The sequence below is a fragment of the Cronobacter universalis NCTC 9529 genome (assembly GCF_001277175.1).
Taxonomy (GTDB): Bacteria; Pseudomonadota; Gammaproteobacteria; order Enterobacterales; family Enterobacteriaceae; genus Cronobacter; species Cronobacter universalis.
This window is the reverse complement of sequence record NZ_CP012257.1, coordinates 3,386,202-3,408,035: the sequence shown is the minus strand read 5'-3', so window position 1 is coordinate 3,408,035 and position 21,834 is coordinate 3,386,202. Positions and strand designations below refer to the sequence as shown.

14 protein-coding genes and 2 tRNA genes are annotated in these 21,834 nt (G+C 58.1%); 13 read left to right on the top strand and 3 right to left on the bottom strand.

Annotated features, from left to right (window positions below):
• Window positions 1–175: 175 nt before the first annotated feature.
• From rppH to recD, 12 genes are all read left to right on the top strand, one after another.
• Window positions 176–709, top strand: coding sequence for an RNA pyrophosphohydrolase (rppH, locus tag AFK65_RS15670; protein WP_004385951.1), 534 nt, complete (start codon window positions 176–178; stop codon window positions 707–709).
• A gap of 12 nt (window positions 710–721) precedes the next feature.
• The gene (gene ptsP / locus AFK65_RS15665) at window positions 722–2,968 is read left to right on the top strand and encodes a phosphoenolpyruvate--protein phosphotransferase (protein WP_007700879.1); all 2,247 of its coding nucleotides are present in this window, start codon (window positions 722–724) and stop codon (window positions 2,966–2,968) included.
• A 164-nt stretch (window positions 2,969–3,132) separates the two neighbouring features.
• Window positions 3,133–4,008 carry a prolipoprotein diacylglyceryl transferase gene (gene lgt, locus AFK65_RS15660; protein ID WP_007700882.1) on the top strand — a complete coding sequence of 292 codons (876 nt, stop codon included), beginning with the start codon at window positions 3,133–3,135 and terminating at the stop codon, window positions 4,006–4,008.
• Between the two features lie 6 nt (window positions 4,009–4,014).
• On the top strand, window positions 4,015–4,809 hold the full coding sequence (thyA, locus tag AFK65_RS15655) for a thymidylate synthase (protein ID WP_007700884.1): 795 nt from the start codon (window positions 4,015–4,017) through the stop codon (window positions 4,807–4,809).
• A gap of 180 nt (window positions 4,810–4,989) precedes the next feature.
• Window positions 4,990–5,463 (top strand): prepilin peptidase-dependent protein, encoded by a 474-nt coding sequence (locus AFK65_RS15650; protein WP_007700888.1) that lies wholly within the window; start codon window positions 4,990–4,992, stop codon window positions 5,461–5,463.
• Window positions 5,454–6,017: a prepilin peptidase-dependent protein gene (locus tag AFK65_RS15645; protein ID WP_007700896.1), complete on the top strand. Its 564-nt coding sequence runs from the start codon at window positions 5,454–5,456 to the stop codon at window positions 6,015–6,017. The genes AFK65_RS15650 and AFK65_RS15645 overlap by 10 nt, the downstream gene beginning before the upstream one ends.
• A 17-nt stretch (window positions 6,018–6,034) precedes the next feature.
• A complete protein-coding gene (locus AFK65_RS15640; protein WP_007700898.1) occupies window positions 6,035–6,436 on the top strand; it encodes a DUF2509 family protein in 402 nt (133 codons plus the stop codon).
• Complete coding sequence (locus AFK65_RS21245) at window positions 6,421–6,753, top strand: prepilin-type N-terminal cleavage/methylation domain-containing protein (protein WP_032804837.1); 333 nt, start codon at window positions 6,421–6,423, stop codon at window positions 6,751–6,753. The genes AFK65_RS15640 and AFK65_RS21245 overlap by 16 nt, the downstream gene beginning before the upstream one ends.
• A 12-nt stretch (window positions 6,754–6,765) precedes the next feature.
• Complete coding sequence (recC, locus tag AFK65_RS15635) at window positions 6,766–10,137, top strand: exodeoxyribonuclease V subunit gamma (protein WP_007700901.1); 3,372 nt, start codon at window positions 6,766–6,768, stop codon at window positions 10,135–10,137.
• Window positions 10,138–10,243: 106 nt separating this feature from the next.
• Complete coding sequence (ptrA, locus tag AFK65_RS15630) at window positions 10,244–13,132, top strand: pitrilysin (protein ID WP_038856393.1); 2,889 nt, start codon at window positions 10,244–10,246, stop codon at window positions 13,130–13,132.
• Window positions 13,129–16,671, top strand: a complete 3,543-nt coding sequence (gene recB / locus AFK65_RS15625) for an exodeoxyribonuclease V subunit beta (protein ID WP_038856395.1) — start codon at window positions 13,129–13,131, stop codon at window positions 16,669–16,671. Before ptrA ends, recB begins: the two co-directional genes overlap by 4 nt.
• Window positions 16,668–18,503 (top strand): exodeoxyribonuclease V subunit alpha, encoded by a 1,836-nt coding sequence (gene recD, locus AFK65_RS15620; protein ID WP_038856397.1) that lies wholly within the window; start codon window positions 16,668–16,670, stop codon window positions 18,501–18,503. The genes recB and recD overlap by 4 nt, the downstream gene beginning before the upstream one ends.
• 36 nt (window positions 18,504–18,539) lie before the next feature.
• Here recD and argA read toward each other — a convergent pair whose 3' ends face one another.
• The gene (gene argA, locus AFK65_RS15615) at window positions 18,540–19,871 is read right to left on the bottom strand and encodes an amino-acid N-acetyltransferase (RefSeq protein WP_007701355.1); all 1,332 of its coding nucleotides are present in this window, start codon (window positions 19,869–19,871) and stop codon (window positions 18,540–18,542) included.
• Between the two features lie 227 nt (window positions 19,872–20,098).
• On the opposite strand from argA, the gene amiC reads away from it, so the two are divergent.
• The gene (gene amiC, locus AFK65_RS15610; RefSeq protein WP_038856399.1) at window positions 20,099–21,352 is read left to right on the top strand and encodes an N-acetylmuramoyl-L-alanine amidase AmiC; all 1,254 of its coding nucleotides are present in this window, start codon (window positions 20,099–20,101) and stop codon (window positions 21,350–21,352) included.
• 90 nt (window positions 21,353–21,442) lie between these two features.
• On the opposite strand, the gene AFK65_RS15605 is transcribed toward amiC, so the two are convergent.
• Together AFK65_RS15605 and AFK65_RS15600 are read right to left on the bottom strand one after the other, a co-directional pair.
• A tRNA-Met gene (locus AFK65_RS15605) sits at window positions 21,443–21,519 on the bottom strand.
• Window positions 21,520–21,560: 41 nt separating this feature from the next.
• Window positions 21,561–21,637, bottom strand: a tRNA-Met gene (locus AFK65_RS15600).
• Window positions 21,638–21,834 lie beyond the last annotated feature (197 nt).

Genomic DNA, 21,834 nt, shown 5'->3' with positions numbered 1-21,834 from the left:
TCCACAGAAAAAGTGAATAAAAGCAGCCTTCAACCGCATTCCCTGTTTATAACCCCGCATATTTTTGTGAGTTATTCAAATGTTATTCCTGTTCACAGCGGCTAACAGAGTGGTTTACCGTCAATGAGGAGTATGAAACAATCGTTACTATCCAGGTTTATTTTGAGGTAGTCCGGTGATCGATGATGATGGCTACCGCCCGAATGTTGGTATCGTGATCTGTAATCGTCAGGGGCAGGTAATGTGGGCCAGACGTTTTGGTCAGCACTCCTGGCAATTTCCGCAAGGCGGTATTAATCCCGGCGAGTCGGCGGAGCAGGCGATGTACCGCGAGCTTTTCGAAGAGGTCGGTTTACAACGAAAAGATGTGCGCATCCTTGCCACAACCCGAAACTGGTTACGTTACAAATTACCAAAACGTTTGGTGCGTTGGGACACAAAGCCGGTATGTATCGGCCAGAAACAAAAGTGGTTTCTTCTGCAGTTAATGAGCAACGACGCCGATATCAACATGCAAACCAGCAGTACGCCTGAATTTGACGGCTGGCGGTGGGTAAGCTTCTGGTATCCGGTGCGCCAGGTGGTCTCTTTTAAGCGCGATGTGTATCGTCGGGTGATGAAAGAGTTCGCAAGCGTTGTAATGCCGTTGCAGGAGAGCGCGCCACCGCAGCGTAATCCTTCGCCTGCCTGGCGACGTAAAAGAGGTTAAGCCACGCAAATTATGCTCACCCGGTTGCGAGAAATAGTCGAGAAAGTGGCCAGCGCCCCGCGCCTCAACGAGGCGCTGGATATTCTCGTGACGGATATCTGTCTTGCGATGGATACCGAAGTTTGTTCGGTTTATCTCGCCGACCACGACCGGCGATGCTATTACCTTATGGCAACCAGGGGGCTGAAAAAGCCGCGCGGGCGTACCGTCACGCTGGCCTTTGACGAAGGCATCGTCGGGCTTGTCGGGCGTCTCGCCGAACCCATTAACCTCGCCGACGCGCAAAAACACCCCAGCTTTAAATACATTCCCGCCGTACGCGAAGAGCGTTTTCGCGCCTTTCTCGGCGTGCCGATTATTCAGCGCCGCCAGCTGCTTGGCGTTTTAGTCGTTCAGCAGCGCGAGCTGCGCCAGTACGACGAGAGCGAAGAATCCTTCCTGGTGACGCTCGCCACCCAGATGGCGGCGATCCTGTCGCAATCTCAGCTTACCGCGCTGTTTGGCCAGTACCGCCAGACGCGTATCCGCGCGCTGCCGGCCTCGCCAGGCGTGGCGATTGCGCAGGGCTGGATGGACGCCACGCTGCCGCTGATGGAGCAGGTGTACGAAGCCTCGACGCTGGATACCGGGCTTGAGCGCGAACGCCTGACCACCGCGCTCGAAGAAGCCGCCGGCGAATTCCGCCGCTACAGCAAACGCTTTGCCGCAGGCGCGCAGAAGGAGACGGCGGCGATTTTCGATCTCTACTCGCACCTGTTGTCCGACGCGCGGCTGCGTCGTGAGCTCTACGACGAGGTGGATAAAGGTTCGGTCGCCGAGTGGGCGGTCAAAAAAGTTATCGAGAAATTCGCCGAGCAGTTCGCCGCGCTGACCGATGGCTATATGAAAGAGCGGGCCGGCGATCTGCGTACGCTCGGACAGCGCCTGCTGTTCCATCTCGACGATAACATCCAGAGCCCAAATACCTGGCCGGAGCGTTTTGTGCTGGTGGCGGATGAGCTTTCCGCCGCGACGCTCGCCGAGCTGCCGCAGGACCGACTGGTGGGCGTTGTCGTGCGCGACGGCGCCGCTAACTCCCATGCCGCTATCATGGTGCGCGCGATGGGTATTCCGACCGTGATGGGCGCGGATATCCAGCCTTCTGTGCTGCATCACCGTATGCTGGTGGTGGATGGTTATCGCGGCGAACTGCTGGTCGACCCAGGCCCGGTGCTGCTTCATGAATACCAGCGGCTGATTAGCGAAGAAAATGAACTTAGCCGGCTCGCCGAAGATTATGTCGAACAGCCCGCCTGTCTGAAAAGCGGCGAGCGGGTGCAGGTCATGCTGAATGCGGGCCTGAGCCCGGAGCATGAAGAGAAACTGGGCAGCCGTATCGACGGGATTGGCCTTTACCGCACCGAAATCCCGTTTATGCTGCAAAGCGGTTTCCCGTCAGAAGAAGAGCAGGTGGCGCAGTACCAGGGCATGTTGCAGATGTTTAATGACAAGCCAGTGACGCTGCGCACACTTGATGTCGGCGCGGATAAACAGCTGCCCTACATGCCCATCAGCGAGGAGAACCCGTGCCTCGGCTGGCGCGGTATCCGCATCACGCTCGATCAGCCGGAGATCTTTTTGATCCAGGTGCGCGCCATGCTGCGCGCCAACGCCGCGACCGGCAATCTCAGCATTCTGTTGCCGATGATCACGAGCATCGACGAAGTGGACGAAGCGCGTCGGCTTATCGATCGCGCTGGCCGCGAAATGGAAGAGATGCTCGGCTATGAAATCCCTAAACCCCGGCTGGGCGTGATGGTGGAAGTGCCATCGATGCTCTTCATGCTGCCTCACCTGGCAAGCCGCGTTGATTTTATTTCCGTCGGCACCAATGACCTTACCCAATACCTGCTGGCGGTAGACCGCAATAACACGCGCGTCGCCAGCCTCTATGACAGTCTGCATCCCGCGATGCTTCGTGCGCTTAAAATGATCGCCCTTGAGGCGCAGCGCCTCGGCATTGATCTGTGCCTGTGCGGCGAAATGGCCGGCGACCCGATGTGCGTCGCGCTCCTGGTCGGTATGGGCTATCACCATCTCTCCATGAATGGCCGCTCGGTCGCGCGCGTGAAGTATCTGCTGCGGCATATCACGCTGGAAGAAGCTGAAACGCTTAGCGGGCGCAGCCTGGAATCGCAATCGGCGACCGAAGTACGTCATCAGGTGGCGGCGTTTATGGAGCGTCGCGGCATGGGCGGCCTGATTCGCGGCGGCCTGTAGCGCAGCGATAGCAGGGCGTGCTCTTACATATCTTTTACAACTTCGTGTCCTCGCCCACGCTGGGCTTTATGCTATGATCCGCTGCCTTAGGAGCGCCCGGAAAAGGGCGCAGCATCTCACCCGCTGTCCACTTTCAGCGGGATAACAACAGGTTTTGGTGACAGATGAATAGTGGCTATCTGCATTTTCCCGATTTTGATCCGGTAATTTTCTCCCTTGGGCCGGTTTCGCTTCACTGGTACGGGCTGATGTACCTCGTGGGCTTTGTATTCGCCATGTGGCTTGCCGTTCGTCGCGCTAATCGCCCCGGCAGCGGTTGGACCAAAAATGAAGTTGAAAACCTGCTGTATGCGGGCTTCCTCGGCGTTTTCCTTGGCGGCCGCATCGGTTATGTCCTGTTTTACAACCTGCCGCTGTTTCTTGAAAATCCGCTCTATCTGTTCCGCGTCTGGGATGGCGGGATGTCTTTCCACGGCGGGCTCATCGGCGTTATCTGCGTCATGATCTGGTTTGCGAAGCGCACCAAACGTAACTTCTTCCAGGTCTCCGATTTTATTGCGCCGCTTATCCCCTTCGGGCTTGGCGCTGGCCGTCTGGGTAACTTTATTAATGGCGAGCTGTGGGGCCGTGTCGACCCGGGCTTCCCGTATGCCATGCTTTTCCCGGGCTCGCGCAGCGAAGATATCAGCCTGCTCTCTTCGCATCCGGAATGGCAGTCGCTCTTTAATACCTACGGCGTGCTGCCACGCCATCCGTCGCAGCTCTATGAGCTGTTCCTGGAAGGCATCGTGCTGTTTATCATTCTGAACCTGTTTATCCGCAAACCGCGTCCGATGGGTGCGGTTTCCGGCCTGTTCCTGATTGGTTACGGCGCATTCCGTATCATTGTTGAATTTTTCCGTCAGCCGGACGCGCAGTTTACCGGCGAGTGGGTGCAGTACATCAGCATGGGGCAGATCCTCTCCATCCCGATGATCGTCGCAGGCGCAGCCATGATGGTCTGGGCTTATCGCCGCCGCCCACAGCAGCAACTTTCGTGAGACGCCATGAAACAGTACCTTGAACTGATGAACAAAGTGCTCCATGAGGGAGCACAAAAAGATGACCGTACCGGCACCGGGACGCTCTCGATTTTTGGCCACCAGATGCGTTTTAACTTGCAGGACGGCTTCCCGCTGGTTACCACTAAACGTTGTCATTTACGCTCCATCATCCATGAGCTGCTCTGGTTTCTGAAAGGCGATACCAATGTCGCCTATTTACATGAAAACAACGTCACCATCTGGGACGAATGGGCAGATGAAAACGGCGATCTGGGCCCGGTTTACGGTAAACAGTGGCGCTCCTGGGCGACGCCCGATGGCCGTCATATCGACCAGCTGGAAACCGTCATCAACCAGCTGAAAAACGACCCGGATTCGCGCCGTATCATTGTTTCTGCCTGGAACGTAGGCGAGCTGGATAAAATGGCGCTGGCGCCTTGCCACGCGTTTTTCCAGTTCTACGTAGCGAACGGCAAGCTCTCTTGCCAGCTCTACCAGCGCTCCTGCGATGTGTTCCTCGGCCTGCCGTTTAACATCGCCAGCTACGCGCTTCTGGTGCATATGATGGCGCAGCAGTGTGACCTTGAACCGGGCGATTTCGTCTGGACCGGCGGCGATACGCATCTCTACAGCAATCATCTGGAACAGGCGCGTTTACAGCTCACCCGCGAGCCGCGTCCGTTGCCAAAACTGGTTATCAAGCGTAAGCCGGATTCGCTCTTTGATTACCGGTTCGAAGATTTCGAAATCGAAGGCTACGATCCTCATCCGGCTATCAAAGCGCCCGTCGCGATTTAACGCTTACCCTGCCATAACCGACGCTGCCCTGCGTCGGTTTTTTTATCCTCGTTATTCATTCTTCGGCACGTCTTCCAGGCTTCCTGCAAGCGCATGTAAATATGTTGATTTCTTTCGAGATGTCTTCCGGTTTCGCCGATTGGCGCTGGTCATGTTTGCCGGCAGTGGCACACTTGCGCCATGAACAGAAAACAGCAGGGCTATAGCCTGATTGAAGTGATGGTGACGCTGGTCATTGTTATCAGCATGAGCGCGGCGGGCGTGTATGGCTGGCAGCGCTGGCAGAACCAGCAACGTTTATGGCAGACCGCGCAGCAAACGCGGGATTTTCTTGAGCAGCTCAGAGAGGATGCTAACTGGCGTAATGTCGATCACCGGCTCAAGTTACAGCGTGGCCCTGAGGGTTGGTGTCTGGCAACACAGACGAGTGATGAGCAGGTGTGCCGTAAAGGCGCGAAGAATCAGTTTTCACCGCCGTGGTCAGAGGTGGAGATTGGCGAGATGACGCCGGGGCTGGCCTTTTTTGGCTTACGTAATACGGCCTGGCCCGGGCATATCATTTTGAAAAGCCAGGCGGGCGAGTGGCGGATCATTATTTCGGTCTGGGGACGGATCCGGTTATGCGAGCCGGGGGAAGGGACATCATGCGTGTAAAAGAGAAAGGGTTCTCTCTGCTTGAAGTGCTGATTGCGCTTGGGATAAGCAGCATGTTGTTAACCGGTGCGGCCAGATTGCTCCCGGCGTTGCAGCTCGGCGTACTGCGCCTGGCGCAACAAACATTGCTCCAGGAAGAGCTGTGGCAACTGGCATTTACGGTAGGCAAGCAGATACAGCGGGCCGGGTATTGCTACGGGGGTTGCCAGGGCCACGCGCTGCAACTCAATAGCGAGGGGAGCTGTTTGCTGGTGCAGTGGGACGCTAACAGCAATGGACGCTTTGAAGGCGCGCCCTCAGCGGAGGCGGAACAGACCGGGTATCGCTTGCGCGACGGTAGCCTTGAGACGCAGCGCGGCGCCACGTCCTGCGAGGGTAAAGGGTGGGAAAAGATGACGAATCCCGCCATGGTGCGCATCGACAGGTTTCAGATTCAGGAAAAACGGCGGCACGGCTTCCCTCCGTTATTTACCGTGGCGTTACGCGCAACCATGCTCCGCTACCACGGCGATCCGGTAGCCGTTGAGCATAGCGTCAGTGGGTTTAACTTATGAACGCGAGGGAGAACGGCATGTCCACCATCGCTATGGTTCTGGCTTTGCTGCTGCTGGGTAGCCTCATGCTGGGTGGATTGCAGCAGCAACTGGACAGCCGCTTTGGCCGGGCGGCAAACGAGAGCGCGGCGATTAAAACGTTTAACGCGGCGCTTTCAGCACTGGCATTGGCGCAAAGCCGGGACTGGGCATTTACGCCGCAGTGGCAATGTCAGCGGGTGTCTGAGGTGAAAGGTCGCGCCTGCGTCAGGCAGATGCAAACGTATGTTCTGGTCGCGGCGGAGGGCATGGAAGAGAATGCCGTGCCACTCACGCTCTGGCGCTGGGCGCAGCCTGACGGTGAGCGGCTGCGTTTTATGCCGCATGGCTGGAGCGATTTTTGCCCACTCGCGGAGGCGAAGCAATGCCAGCTTCCCTGACTCGCCAGCGTCAGGCTGGGTTTAGCCTGCCTGAAGTGCTGGTTTCCCTGGTTTTATTCATCATTGTCATCGGGGCGCTAACGGGATATTACCAGGTACTGGCGCAAGGGTTTCTTAATCAGTGGCACTATCGGCAACTCTGGCGTTTTGCGAGCCAGCAGGCAGAAATCAGTCCGCCGTCTTTGCCTGAAGGCTGGAAAGCGACGCGGGTGGAGACTTCCAGTGCGGGATGTGTCAGCATTTCGGTTATTGTGTCGAGCCCCGGGGGCAGGCAAGGGCAGTTAAGACGTTTACATTGCCCCTCAGAAGAGCAGTAGTCAGGAGTCACTATGTTACGGGTTTATCACTCCAACCGGCTTGATGTGCTGGAGGCGATTATGGAGTTCATTGTTGAACAACAGCCGCTTCCCGATCCTTTCGAGCCTGAAATCGTCCTGGTGCAGAGCACCGGTATGGCGCAGTGGTTGCAGATGAGCCTGGCACAGAAATTCGGCATCGCCGCGAATATTGAATTTCCGCTTCCGGCAAGCTTCATCTGGGACATGTTCGTGCGCGTGCTGCGCGATATTCCGCAGGAGAGCGCCTTCACCAAACAGAACATGAGCTGGAAACTCATGAAGCTTCTGCCTGGTCTGCTCGCTTCGCCTGACTTCGACATGCTGCGCCACTATCTGCATGATGACGAGGACAAGCGAAAGCTCTTCCAGCTCGCCTCGCGCGTGGCGGATCTCTACGATCAGTATCTGGTGTATCGCCCCGAGTGGTTAACTCGCTGGGAGGCGGGAGATGTTGTCGATGGTCTTGGCGATCCGCAGCGCTGGCAGGCGCCGCTCTGGCGTGCGCTGGTGGAACACACCGCCGAACTGGGGCAGCCGCAGTGGCACCGCGCCAACCTTTATCAGCGTTTTATACGTACGCTTGAGATGGCGGAAAGCTGCCCGGAAGGGCTGCCCGCGCGCGTGTTCATTTGCGGCATCTCGGCGCTGCCGCCCGTCTATTTACAGGCCTTACAGGCGCTGGGTAAACACATTGACGTGCATCTTCTTTTTACTAACCCGTGCCGGTATTACTGGGGCGATATACAAGACCCGGCCTTCCTGGCGCGGCTGTTGAGCCGCAAGCGTAAACTGCATGCGAAAGAGGGAACGGCACCGCTTTTTAAAGACAGCGAAACGGCACCCGCCCTGTTCAACGAGGAAGGCGAGCAGGAAGTGGGAAACCCGCTGCTTGCTTCCTGGGGCAAATTAGGCCGCGACTACACGTATCTGCTTTCAGGCCTTGAGCGCTTTGAAGAGATGGATGTGTTTGTCGATCTCGAACCCGATAACCTGTTGCACAGCCTGCAGTTCGATCTGCTGGAGCTGCGTAACCAGGCGCAGGCGGGCGTGACGCTTGAGGAGTTTGAGCGCAGCGACGGGAAGCGCGAGCTGGATCCTGACGATCGCAGCATCAGCGTGCATGTCTGCCATAGCCCCCAACGCGAAGTCGAAATCCTTCATGACCAGCTCCTGCAAATGCTGGAGGCGGATCCAGAGCTGACGCCGCGCGATATCATCGTGATGGTGTCTGATATCGACAGTTACAGCCCGTTTATTCAGGCCGTATTTGGCAGCGCGAGTCAGGAGCGTTACCTGCCGTTCGCCATCTCGGACCGGCGCGCCCGCCAGGCGCACCCTGCGCTTCAGGCCTTCATTACATTACTCTCGCTGCCGGACAGTCGTTTTGTCTCTGAAGATGTTCTGGCGCTGCTGGAAGTTCCGTCGCTTTCCGCTTGCTTCAACATCAGCGAAGAAGGGCTGCGCTTCCTGCGACAATGGGTTAATGAGTCCGGCGTGCGCTGGGGCATTGATGATGACAACGTGCGTGAGCTGGCCCTGCCAGCGACCGGGCAGCATACCTGGCAGTTCGGTCTCACCCGTATGCTGCTGGGCTACGCCATGGAAAGCCATCTTGGCGAATGGCAGTCGGTACTGCCATATGATGAATCCAGCGGACTGATTGCCGAGCTGGTCGGCCACCTTGCCGAACTCTTAATGCAGCTTAACCTGTGGCGCAAAGGGCTTTCGCAATCGAGGCCGCTGGCGGAGTGGCTGCCGGTCTGTCGGGAAATGCTCGATAGCTTCTTCGCGCCGGATGCTGAAACCGAAGCTGCGCTGGCGTTGATTGAACAGCAGTGGCAGGCCATTATCGAGCAGGGCATTGGCGCGCACTATGAAGATGAAGTACCGCTCAATCTGTTGCGTGATGAACTGGCGAAAATGCTCGATCAGGAGCGCATCAGCCAGCGTTTCCTCGCCGGGCCGGTGAACTTCTGTACGCTAATGCCGATGCGCTCTATTCCTTTTAAGGCTGTATGCTTGCTCGGCATGAACGACGGCGTTTATCCGCGAACGCTTGCGCCATTAGGGTTCGATCTAATGAGCCAGAAGCCGCAGCGCGGGGATCGCAGCCGTCGCGACGACGATCGCTATCTCTTCCTTGAGGCCCTGATTTCCGCCCAGCAACAACTTTATATCAGCTACATTGGTCGCTCAGTACAGGATAACAGCGAAAGGTATCCTTCAGTGCTGGTGCAGGAGCTGATGGATTATCTCGCTCAGAGCCATTACCTGCCAGGTGATGAAGCGCTTAACTGCGATGAGAGCGCGCAAAGGGTGAAAGCCCATCTGATGCGGCTTTATCCACGTACGCCTTTCGATGCGGAAAACTTTCAGCCAGCCAGAGAGATTCAGAGCTACGCCCGCGAGTGGCTGCCTGCGGCCAGCGAGCAGGGCGAAGCGCATCCGGAATTTATCAAACCGCTTGCCCCAGTCATGCTTGAGGAGCTGCCGTTTGAGCAGTTCCAGCGTTTCTGGCGCCATCCGGTGCGTGCCTTTTTCCAGCTACGGCTGAAGGTTAACTTCCGCACGGAAGAGAGCGAACTGCCGGACGCCGAGCCTTTTACGCTGGACAGCCTTGGCCGCTACCACATGAACCAGCAGCTACTGAATACGCTGGTGGAGCAACAAGATCCTGAAGCCCTCTACCGGCGTTATCGCGCGGCGGGTGAGCTGCCCTATGGCGCGTTCGGGGAGCTGTTCTGGGAAAGTCAGCTACAGGAAATGCAGGTTCTGGCCGAGCGAGTGCTTGCCGAGCGCGATGGAGGCGAAAGCCAGGAGATTGCACTTGAGCTTGGCAATGTTGAAATGACCGGCTGGCTACAACATGTGCAGCAGGACGGCCTGTTACGCTGGCGGCCTTCCATACTGCGTGTTGAACATGGAATGCAACTTTGGCTTGAGCATCTGGTCTACTGTGCCTGCGGCGGTGAAGGAACCAGCCGGCTTTATGGTCGAAAAGACAGCTGCTGGCGCTTTCCGCCTGTACCGCGTGAGCAGGCAGAACACTATTTGCGCGAGCTTACCGAAGGCTTTCAGCAGGGAATGCGCGAGCCTCTGATCTTATTGCCTCAGAGTGGCGGCGAGTGGTTAAAAGCGTGTTATGACGCGAAGAACGACGTCATCCTGTGGGATGAAGAAATCCAGCAGAAAGCGCGTAATAAGCTGATTCAGGCCTGGACGGGCAACCAGATGGTGGAAGGAGAAGGCATGGATATCTGGTATCAGCGGCTGTGGCGCAACCTGGAACCCGAATATTACGAGGCCATCATCCGCGAGGCGCAGCGTTACCTGTTGCCGCTGTTCCGCCATCATCAGCCCTGAAAGATTAAGCGCAGATGACATTTCAAGGCGCCCCGAAAGAAGGGCGTTGCGGCATGTGCCGCTTGTTAATGATGAATAGCAGAAGCTGTAAATGAGAGGTTTATTAATGCCTGGATGTCGTAACTGGTACAAAGCGCTGTTGATCTGCATGGCCTTCTGGGCCCCCTTGTCTCAGGCCGATACTGGCTGGCAACCGCTGAAAGAAACGATCCGCAAAAGCGATCGTGATAACCGGGAATACCAGGCTATCCGCCTCGACAACGGGATGGTGGTGTTACTGGTCTCCGATCCGCAGGCCGTAAAATCACTCTCTGCGCTGGTGCTGCCGGTGGGGTCGCTGGAAGATCCTGACGATCATCTCGGGCTCGCGCACTATCTTGAGCATATGACGCTCATGGGCTCGCAAAAATACCCTGAGCCCGACAGCCTTGCGGAATACCTCAAGCTCCACGGCGGCAGCCATAACGCCAGCACGGCGCCTTACCGCACCGCCTGGTATCTGGAAGCCGAAAATGACGCGCTTGCCGGCGCGATGGACAGGCTTGCGGACGCGATTGCCGCGCCAAAACTCGATAAAACCTTCGCCGATCGTGAACGTAACGCGGTAAATGCGGAATTGACCATGGCGCGTGCGCGCGACGGGATGCGTATGGCGCAGATCAGTGCCGAAACGCTGAATCCGGCACATCCAGGCGCGCGTTTCTCCGGCGGCAACCTGGAGACGCTGCGTGACAAACCGGGCAGTCCATTGCATCAGGCGCTGGTGGGGTTCCGGGATAAATATTACTCCGCCAATATTATGAAAGCCGTGGTTTACAGCAATCGCCCATTACCGGAGCTGGCCCGCATGGCCGCCGACACCTGGGGACGGGTGCCGAATAAAAACCTGACGGCGCCAGAGATCACAACACCTGTCGTTACCCCGGCGCAGCAGGGAATTTTTATTCATTATGTTCCCGTACAGCCGCTTAAGGCGCTGCGCGTGGAGTTTCGCATCGATAACAACAGCGACAAATTCCGTAGCAAAACCGATGAGCTCATCGGCTATATGATAGGCAGCCGCAGCCCCGGCACGTTATCTGACTGGCTGCAAAAAGAGGGGCTTGCCGAAAGCGTCAGAGCGGACTCCGATCCGGTTGTCGCCGGAAACAGCGGTGTGATGGTCATTTCCGTCTCGCTGACGGATAAAGGGCTCGCACAGCGCGACCGCGTTGTGGCAGCTATTTTCCGCTATCTTCAGACGCTGCGCGATAAAGGCATTGATAAACGCTATTTCACCGAGCTGTCTCATGTGCTGGATCTCGATTTCCGTTATCCCTCCATCACCCGGGATATGAACTATGTCGAGTGGCTGGCCGACAGCATGCTGCGCGTGCCCGTGGCGCATACGCTTGATGTCGTGAATATTGCCGACCGTTTTGATCCCGGGGCAGTGAACGCGCGCCTTGCCATGATGACGCCGGAAAACGCGCGTATCTGGTATATCAGCCCTGACGAGCCGCACAATAAAACGGCCTATTTTGTCGGCGCGCCTTATCAGGTTGAGAAAATCCCGGCGGCAACGCTAAAACAGTGGCAGACCCTTGGGCGGCAAATCGCGCTCACGCTGCCCGAGCCAAACCCGTATATTCCGGGCGATTTCAGCCTGATTAAACCCCAAAAGCCATATGCGCATCCTAAACTGCTGATTCAGGAGCCGGAACTGCGCGTGCTCTATATGCCAAGCCGCTATTTCGCCAGCGAGCCGAGAGCGGATATCACGCTGGTGCTGCGTAATGAGCAGGCGATGAACAGCGCGAAAAATCAGGTGTTGTTCGCGCTGAATGATTACCTGGCCGGGATTGCCCTTGATCAACTGAGCAACCAGGCTTCCGTGGGCGGCATTAGTTTCTCCAGCAGCGCCAACAGCGGGCTGATGATTAGCGCGAACGGCTACACCCAGCATTTACGTAAGCTGTTCCTGACCCTGCTGGACGGCTATTTCAGCTATGAGCCCACCGAGGATCAGCTGGCGCAGGCGAAATCCTGGTATAAGCAGATGCTGGCGTCGGCGGAGCAAGGCAAAGCCTACGATCAGGCCATCATGCCGGTACAGATGGTCTCTCAGGTGCCATATTTCCAGCGTGAAGCGCGCCGCGCCTTGTTGCCGGAGATAACGCTTAATGACATTCTCGCTTACCGCGAAAGCCTGAAAACCCATGCCCGCGCGGAGTTTCTCGTGGTCGGCAACCTGGCCCCTGAGCAGGTGAAAAACTTCACCCAGGATGCCGTACGCCAGTTGGGGCTTAAAGGGAAAAGCTGGACGCGCACCCGGGATGTCAGCGTTGAGAAAACGCAGCAGGCCATTTTTAACAAGGCAGGCAGCAGTACGGATTCCGCGCTGGCCGCGCTGTTTGTGCCTGTCGGGTATACCGAGGCGACCAGCTCCGCCTGTAGCGCCATGCTTGGGCAGATTATTTCGCCCTGGTTCTATAACCAGCTGCGCACGCAGGAGCAGTTAGGCTACGCGGTCTTTGCCTTTCCAATGCCGGTAGGGCGTCAGTGGGGGATCGGGTTCCTGTTGCAGAGCAGCGAAAAGCAGCCCGATTATCTCTGGAAACGCTATCAGGCTTTCTTCCCGCAAGTGGAGTCGCGGCTTCGCACGCTGAACGCGCAGGATTTTGCGCATATTCAGCAAAGCATCATTAACGATATGCAACAGGCCCCACAGACGCTGGGCGAAGAAGCCTCGCAGGTGAGTAAAGACTTCGATCGGGATAATTTAAATTTCGATTCTCGTGATAAAGTTGTGGCCGAAATCAGACAGCTGACGCCGCAGAAACTGGCCGACTTTTTCCATCAGGCGGTGCTTGCCCGGCAGGGCATGACGATCCTCTCGCAGGTATCCGGCAGCCAGAGCCCGCAGGCGCGTTATGCGGTGCCTGAAGGATGGCCGGTGTATCAAAGCGTCAGCGACTTGCAACAATCTTTACCGCTTCTGAGTGACACGCAATGACCGATGAGCCCGCAGCGCCCCTAGATCCCCTCCGCTTGCCCTTAACGGGCGAGCGGTTGATAGAAGCCTCTGCCGGCACCGGGAAAACCTATACCATCGCAGCGCTGTATCTGCGTCTGCTGTTAGGGCTGGGCGGCGAGGCGGCTCACCCGCGCCCGTTAACCGTTGAAGAGCTGTTAGTCGTAACCTTTACCGAGGCCGCGACGGAAGAGCTGCGCGGGCGTATCCGCAGCAATATTCACGAACTACGTGTGGCCTGCCTGCGCGAGCGCACCGACGATCCGCTCTACCAGCGGCTGCTGGATGAAATTCCGGATAAACCGCTGGCGGCCCGCACGCTGCTGTTGGCGGAGCGCCAGATAGACGAGGCGGCCATCTTTACCATTCACGGTTTTTGCCAGCGGATGCTGAGCCTGAACGCCTTTGAGTCGGGGATGCCCTTCGAGCAGCAGTTGATTGAAGACGAATCGTTGCTGCGCTATCAGGCCTGCGCCGATTTCTGGCGTCGCCACTGTTATCCGCTCGCCAAACCGCTGGCGCGCGTGGTCTGTGAACAGTGGGACGGGCCGGAATCACTGCTGCGCGATGTAAACAGTTTTCTGCATGGCGAAGCGCCGAAGATAAAAACCCCGCCGCCGGATGACGAAACGATTGAGTCGCGCTATGAAAACGCGATTGCGCGTATTGATGAGGTCAAAACGCTGTGGCGTGACAACGCCGCTGAACTGGCGGCGCTGATTCAGAATTCGGGCGTCGATAAGCGCAGCTATAGCAGCCGTTATCTGCCCGCCTGGCTTGATCAGGTGGCCGCCTGGGCGCAGGAAGAAACCACGTCCTGGCAACTACCGGGCGCGCTGGAAAAATTTGCCCAAAGCACGCTGCTTGAGAAGACTAAAAAAGGCGACGCGCCGCGCCACGCGGTATTTGAAGCAATCGATGCGCTGCTGGCCGAGCCTTTCACCATCCGCGATCTGCTTATTGCCAGAGCAATGGCGGAAATCCGCTATACCGTCGCGCAGGAGAAGCGCCGCCGCGGCGAACTGGGTTTTGACGATATGCTGAGCCGCCTCGACGAGGCGCTGAATCAGCCGGGCGGCGAGGCGCTGGCGGCGGCGATTCGAGCGCGTTATCCGGCGGCGATGATCGATGAATTCCAGGATACCGACCCGCAGCAGTACCGCATTTTCCGTCGTATCTGGCTGGGCCAGCAAGAGACCACGTTGCTGCTTATCGGCGATCCGAAGCAGGCGATTTATGCGTTTCGCGGCGCGGATATCTTTACTTACATGCGCGCTCGCGGCGAAGTAAACGCTCACTATACGCTTGATACCAACTGGCGTTCGGCGCCAGGGATGGTTGAGAGCGTCAATAAAGTGTTCAGCCAGATGGATAATGCGTTTATGTTTCGCGATATCCCTTTCCTGGCAGTGAAGCCTGCCGCGCGCAACCAGTCGCTGCGTTTTACCTTCGCCGGGAAAACCCAGCCCGCCATGAAACTTTGGCTCATGGAAGGCGACGGCGCAGGAGTAAGTGATTACCAACAAACGATGGCGCGCGTCTGTGCGCAGCAGATCCGCGACTGGTTAAGCGCGGGCATGAAGGGTGAGGCGCTGTTGTGGCGCAAAGAGCAAGCGAGACCGGTTCAGGCGTCAGATATCACGGTGCTGGTGCGTAACCGCATCGAAGCGAATCTGGTACGCGAGGCGCTGAATGCGCTTAACATTCCTTCCGTTTATCTTTCTAACCGCGACAGCGTCTTCGCAACCCAGGAGGCGCTGGAGATGCTCTGGCTGCTACAGGCTGTGCTGGCACCAGAGGTCGAGACGAAACTTCGCAGCGCGCTGGCGGCAAGTATGCTCGGGCTGGATGCGCCTGCCATTGAGGCGCTTAATGAAAATGAAAACGCCTGGGATGCGCTGGTAGAGGAGTTTGACGGCTACCGACAGATCTGGCTGCGTCGCGGCGTGATGCCGATGCTGCGCGCGCTCATGACGCACCGGCAGGTGGCGGAAAATCTGCTCGCCACACCGGGAGGCGAGCGCAGACTGACGGATATTCTCCACCTGAGCGAATTGCTCCAGGAGGCTTCCGCGCAGGCCGACAGCGAATATGCGCTGGTGCGCTGGTTAGCGCAGCATATCGCCGAGCCGGACGCCAGCGCCTCCAGCCAGCAGCTGCGTCTGGAAAGCGATAAGCATCTGGTTCAGGTCGTTACTATTCATAAGTCGAAAGGGCTTGAATATCCGCTGGTCTGGCTGCCCTTTATTGCCGATTTCCGCGAGCAAAAACAGGCCTTTTACCACGATCGCGAGACGTTCGCGCCGATGCTCGATCTGAGCAACGCCGAAGAGAGCCTGGAGCTGGCGGAGATGGAGCGGCTGGCTGAGGATTTACGTCTGTTGTATGTGGCGTTGACGCGCTCCATCTGGCATTGCAGCCTGGGCGTAGCGCCGCTGTTTCGCCGCCGCGGCGCGAAAGAAGGGGAAACCGATCTTCACCGCAGCGCGCTCGGCAGGCTGATTCAACAAGGCGAAGCGCTGGATGCGAACGGCCTGCGTCGCTGTATTGAGGCGCTGTGCGATGAAAACCTGGCGCTGGAGATCCCGGGCGAGCCGGACAACACGCCCTGGATGCCGCCGGAGTCGGCGCCGCCGACGCTTGCCGCGCGCGAGCTGCAACGCCGTATCATCGATGAATGGCGCGTTACCAGCTATTCCGGCTTGCAGCAGCATGGCGCAGCGCGCGCGCTGGATCTGCTGCCGAAGCTGGATCTGGACGGCGCGGGCGCGCGGGACGTGCCTGATGAACCGGTAATGTCGCCGCATACGTTTCCGCGCGGCGCGTCGCCTGGCACTTTTCTGCACAGCCTGTTTGAAGAGCTCGACTTCACCCAGCCGGTGTCGCCGGAGTGGATGGCGCAGCAGTTACAGCTGGGCGGCTTTGATGAAGCCTGGCAACCGGTGCTGAGCCGCTGGATTGATGACGTGCTGAGCGCGCCGCTGAACGAGACCGGCGTGTCGCTGAATCAGCTTGGCGCGAAAGATAAACAGGTGGAGCTGGAGTTTTATGTGCCGATTGACGCCGCGCTGCGCCCTGAGGCGCTTGACGCGCTGATTCGCGAGCATGACCCGCTTTCCGCGCAGTGCCCGCCGCTCGATTTCCGCCAGGTGCGCGGCATGCTGAAAGGCTTTATCGATCTGGTTTTCCGCTGGCAGGGGCGTTACTACCTGCTGGATTACAAGTCCAACTGGCTGGGCGACAGCCCGCAGGCTTATACCTTTGAGGCGATGTCGCAGGCGATGCAGACGCACCGTTACGATCTGCAATATCAGCTATACACGCTGGCGCTGCACCGCTATTTGCGTCATCGCCTGCCGGATTATGATTATGAGCGCCACTTCGGCGGCGTGATTTACCTGTTTTTGCGCGGCGTAACGAAAGAGGACGCCCGTCAGAGCATCTTTACCACGCGTCCTGCGCAGGCGCTGGTCACCGCGATGGACGCGCTGTTTGCCGGCGCGGAGGAGAAAGCGTCATGAAAATGCATCAACTCATCCAGCAGGCCGTTGTGCAAAAGCTCCTGCGCCCGCTGGACGCCCAGTTCGCCATGATGGTGGCAAGCGATGAAGAACCCGCGGTAATGTTCGCCGCCGCGCTGGTCAGCCGCGACGCCGGAGAAGGGCACGTTTGTTTGCCCCTTTCACGGCTGTGTGCGGCGCACTGCTTCGCCGGGCGTCACGATGAAATGGCGCAGAGGCTGTTTGAGGCGGCGGGCAATCCGGACGACTGGCGCTCGCTGTTATTAGCATCGCCCGCGGTGAGCGAGGACGATGCGCCGACGCCGCTGAAGCTTATCGGCGAGCGCCTGTATCTGAACCGCATGTGGCGTCATGAGATGGCGGTCGCGGCGTTTTTTCGCGAGCGTAATCATCGTATCGAGCTGGAGGAAGCGCGCCTGAGCGCAGTGCTGGAGGCGCTTTTTGGGCCGCCAGGCGATGAAACAGACTGGCAGAAAGTGGCGGCGGCAGTCGCGCTCACCCGACGCATCGCGGTAATTTCCGGCGGGCCGGGAACCGGGAAAACCACCACGGTGGCGAAACTGCTGGCGGCTATGGTTCAGCTTGCGGAGGAAAAACCGCCGCGTATCCGCCTTGCCGCGCCTACCGGTAAAGCGGCGGCGCGTCTGACGGAATCGCTTGGCGCCGCGCTGCGCCGTTTACCGCTGAGCGACGCGCAGAAAAACGCGCTGCCGGAAGAGGCCAGTACGCTGCACCGCCTGCTGGGCGCGCAGCCAGGCAGCCAGCGGCTGCGCTACCACGAAGGTAATCCGCTGCATCTGGATGTTCTGGTGGTGGATGAGGCTTCGATGATAGACCTTCCGATGATGGCGCGGCTTATCGCGGCGCTGCCGGACCACGCGCGGGTGATCTTTTTAGGCGATCGCGATCAGCTCGCCTCCGTGGAAGCGGGCGCGGTGCTCGGCGATATCTGCCACTACGTAAACCACGGTTTCACCGCAGAGCGCGCCGCCGAGCTTGGCCGCATTACGGGGTGTCACATTAGCGGCGGCGAGCCGCATCCCGCGGGGGCGCTGCGCGACTGCCTGTGCCTGCTGCAGAAAAGCTATCGTTTTGGCAGCGATTCCGGCATCGGCCAGCTCGCGTTTGCCGTGAACCGCAGCGATCATCGCGCCGCCAGCGCGACGTTTAGCCGGGGATTTGACGATATCGCCTGCAAGACACTAGCGGGTAACGACGATTACGCGCAGATGATTGACGAGACGCTGGCAGGCTACGAGCGGTTCTTAACACTGGTCCGCGAGCGTGCCGAGCCGGAGGCCATTCTTGCGGCCTTTAGCGAATTCCAGATGCTCTGCGCGCTGCGTGAAGGGCCGTTCGGCGTCGCCGGGCTTAACGAACGTGTGGAACATGCGCTGGCGCAGCGGCGTCTGATTCGTCGCACGCCGCTGTCGCGCTGGTATGAAGGGCGGCCGGTGATGATTTCTCGCAACGACAGCGCGCTGGGGCTGTTTAATGGCGATATTGGCGTGGCCCTGGATCGCGGCAACGGCCTGCGCGTCTGGTTCCCGATGCCTGGCGGTAAGTTAAAACCCGTCGTGCCAAGCCGTTTGCCGGATAATGACACCGCGTGGGCGATGACGGTACATAAATCACAGGGTTCTGAGTTCGATCATGCGGCGCTGCTCTTGCCGGGGCAGTTCGCGCCGGTGGTCACGCGGGAGCTGGTCTATACGGCGATTACGCGCGCGCGGCGGCGGTTGTCGCTGTATGCGAATGAGCGGGTGCTGGAGATGGCTATCGCGACCAGAACGGAACGGCGCAGCGGCCTGATGGCCTGCTTTGAACAGTAAACGCGGCCCGGCGATGGCCAGGCCGCAGCAGGGCTGTCAGGTTAAATCCGCCATCAGCACCTTCGAGCGGCGCTGGTAGTTGTACATCTGTTTTTTGCTTTCGGGCAGCAGGTCGATATCCACCGGCGCGAATCCGCGCTCCTGGAACCAGTGAATGCTGCGTGTAGTAAGCACAAACAGTTTGGATAAGCCCATCTGTTTGGCCTGGGTGGCGATGCGCTGCAACAGCACTTCGCCGCGCGCTGAACTGCGGTAATCCGGATGCACTGCCACGCACGCCATCTCGCCAATTTTCTCTTCCGGGAACGGATAGAGCGCGGCGCAGGCGATAGTCAGGTTATCGCGCTGGATAATCGTGAATTTATCGATCTCCATCTCCAGCTGTTCGCGCGAGCGGCGCACCAGAATACCCTGCTGCTCGAGCGGCCGGATAAGCTCCAGAATGCCGCCGATGTCATTAATGGTGGCGCGGCGGATCTGCTCGGCGCTCTCCATCACAATCTGCGTGCCGATACCGTCGCGGGAGAACAGCTCCTGCAGCAGCGCGCCATCTTCCTGATAGCTGATAAGGTGGCAGCGACGCACGCCGCTGCGGCAGGCTTTTACCGCGCCGCGCAGAAAACGCACGGTGCCGGAGTGGTAATCGCCGGCGGCTTCCAGCGTATCAAGACGCGCCTGCGCCTCGTTCGGGAACAGCTCGGAAATAATATCGCCGTCATCGCTCATTACACCCTGCGACGAGCAGAACCCGATCATCTTCTCGGCCTTGAGTTTGATGGCAAGCTGGGTGGCGACTTCTTCTGAGGTCAGGTTAAAGCTCTCGCCCGTCACCGATACCGCCACCGGCCCGAGCAGCACGATAGCGCCGCTGTCGAGCTGGCGGTGAATAGCGTCTTCATCGATGCGGCGAATGCGCCCGCTGTGGCAGTAATCGACGCCGTCATCCACGCCGAGCGGCTGCGCGATGATAAAGTTGCCGCTCACCACATTAATATGCGCGCCCTGCAGCGGCGTGTTGCCGAGGCTCATCGACAGACGAGCGGTGATATCGAGCTGCAGCAACCCGGCGGCCTGCTTTACCAGCTCCAGCGTTTTGGCGTCGGTGACGCGGGTGTGCTTGTGATAAACCGGCTCGTGGTGATGTTCGGCAAGGTTGGCGTCGATTTGCGGACGCGCGCCATAGACCACCACCAGGCGGATGCCGAGGCTATGAAGAAGACCTATATCGTTGACGATACTGGAAAAGTTTTCATGCTCAATAGCCTCGCCGCCAAGCATGATGACAAACGTTTTGCCCCGATGGGCATTAATATAGGGAACAGAATGGCGGAATCCCTGGACCAGTTCAGTTCGACGCTCCTTCACCACGGCAAAACCTCTCAGTGAATGGTTATTCGTAATTTGTGTATTTTTATTCTTTTATTATCCCATACGCAAGTGGCAATTTTATGGCGGCGACGCGTCATTACCGCGAACGCCTACGTTCAAAGGCATTTGTTTACCCTTTTATAGATGACAGTTCCGATACCATTCGCTAAAGTTTTTGGCCATTTTGGTCGTAAGTTGAGTTATTCGCATTAATGCTCGGGAGTGGCATGTCAGGTTCCAGTCATCTTTTTAGTCGTCGCCAGCTGTTACAGGGCGCGGGGGCGATGTGGTTATTGAGCGTCAGCCAGGCGGGCCTGGCTGCGTCGGGCCAGGTTATCGCGGTGCGCGTCTGGCCGGCTTCCGCCTATACCCGCGTGACGCTGGAATCTAACCGTGTACTGAAGTATCGCCAGTTTGCGCTGAGTAACCCGGAACGCATCGTGGTGGATCTCGAAGGCGTCAATCTGAACGCGGTACTGAAAGGCGTGGGCAACCAGATCCGCGTCGACGATCCTTTCATTAAATCCGCCCGCGTCGGTCAGTTTGACCCGAAAACCGTGCGCATGGTGTTTGAGCTGAAGAAAAACGTTACGCCGCATCTGTTTGCGCTGGCGCCGGTCGCTGAGTTCCGCGAACGTCTGGTTATCGATCTCTACCCGGCCAACGGCACTAACGAGCAGGATCCGCTGCTGGCGCTGCTTGAGGATTACAACAAGGGCGAGCTGGATAAACAGGTACCGCCCGCGACCAGCGGGCCGCAGCCGGGCAAAGCGGGGCGCGATCGTCCGATTGTCATTATGATTGACCCCGGTCACGGCGGCGAAGACCCCGGCGCGATTGGCAAACATAAGACGCGTGAGAAAGACGTGGTGCTGCAAATCGCCCGCCGCCTGCGCGCGCTGATTGAACGCGAAGCCAATATGAAGGCGCTCATGACGCGCAATGAAGATATTTTTATTCCGCTGAAAGTGCGTGTAGCGAAGGCTCAGAAGCAGCGCGCCGACCTGTTTGTGTCAATTCACGCGGATGCCTTTACCAGCCGCGCCGCGCGCGGTTCGTCCGTTTTTGCGCTCTCGACCAAAGGCGCGACCAGTACGGCCGCGAAATACCTGGCGCAAACCCAGAACGCCGCTGACCTGGTGGGGGGCGTGAGTAAAAGCGGGGACGTTTATCTTGATCACACCATGTTTGACATGGTGCAGTCGCTGACGATTTCCGACAGCCTGAAATTCGGCAAAGAAGTGTTAGGACGCCTCGGGCAGGTGAACAAACTGCATAAGAATAAAGTGGATCAGGCGGGCTTCGCGGTACTGAAAGCGCCGGATATTCCGTCGATTCTGGTTGAAACCGCGTTTATCAGTAACGAAGATGAAGAGCGTAAACTTCGCACCGCGGCCTTTCAGCAGGAAGTGGCGGAGTCGATTCTGGCAGGGATCAAAGCGTATTTCGCCGATGGCGGGACGCTGGCAAGGCGCGGATAACGCGCCTTTTTGCCTTACCGGGACAGAGTGATACAGGGGAATAGCTGAATTGCGGACATAAAAAAACACCCGTCAGGGTGTTCATTTTATTGGTTGCGGGGGCCGGATTTGAACCGACGACCTTCGGGTTATGAGCCCGACGAGCTACCAGGCTGCTCCACCCCGCGTCCGTCTTACTTCTTCACATTGTCGCGCCGTGCGCGTTAATTGGTTGCGGGGGCCGGATTTGAACCGACGACCTTCGGGTTATGAGCCCGACGAGCTACCAGGCTGCTCCACCCCGCGTCCGTGGATGCGCACTATACTCCGCTGAGCTTTCGATGCAACCTTTTTTTAAAACAATAAGCTGAATCGGCGTCAGCTTGCTGAAATATCATCCGCCTTGATGATTCTTTAATCCCGTTGCCTGTCTGAAAGGGCTTATGCGTTTCCTTGCGAGCGCCGGTTTGCTATCTTCGCCTGCGGACAGCGCAATAGCGGAG

Coding starts and splice junctions, on each gene's coding strand:
- ptsP (WP_007700879.1), top strand. CDS start 722: ATGCTCACCCGGTTGCGAGAAATAGTCGAGAAAGTGGCCAGCGCCCCG.
- AFK65_RS21245 (WP_032804837.1), top strand. CDS start 6,421: ATGCCAGCTTCCCTGACTCGCCAGCGTCAGGCTGGGTTTAGCCTGCCT.
- AFK65_RS15650 (WP_007700888.1), top strand. CDS start 4,990: ATGAACAGAAAACAGCAGGGCTATAGCCTGATTGAAGTGATGGTGACG.
- AFK65_RS15645 (WP_007700896.1), top strand. CDS start 5,454: ATGCGTGTAAAAGAGAAAGGGTTCTCTCTGCTTGAAGTGCTGATTGCG.
- lgt (WP_007700882.1), top strand. CDS start 3,133: ATGAATAGTGGCTATCTGCATTTTCCCGATTTTGATCCGGTAATTTTC.
- amiC (WP_038856399.1), top strand. CDS start 20,099: ATGTCAGGTTCCAGTCATCTTTTTAGTCGTCGCCAGCTGTTACAGGGC.
- recD (WP_038856397.1), top strand. CDS start 16,668: ATGAAAATGCATCAACTCATCCAGCAGGCCGTTGTGCAAAAGCTCCTG.
- recB (WP_038856395.1), top strand. CDS start 13,129: ATGACCGATGAGCCCGCAGCGCCCCTAGATCCCCTCCGCTTGCCCTTA.
- AFK65_RS15640 (WP_007700898.1), top strand. CDS start 6,035: ATGTCCACCATCGCTATGGTTCTGGCTTTGCTGCTGCTGGGTAGCCTC.
- recC (WP_007700901.1), top strand. CDS start 6,766: ATGTTACGGGTTTATCACTCCAACCGGCTTGATGTGCTGGAGGCGATT.
- thyA (WP_007700884.1), top strand. CDS start 4,015: ATGAAACAGTACCTTGAACTGATGAACAAAGTGCTCCATGAGGGAGCA.
- ptrA (WP_038856393.1), top strand. CDS start 10,244: ATGCCTGGATGTCGTAACTGGTACAAAGCGCTGTTGATCTGCATGGCC.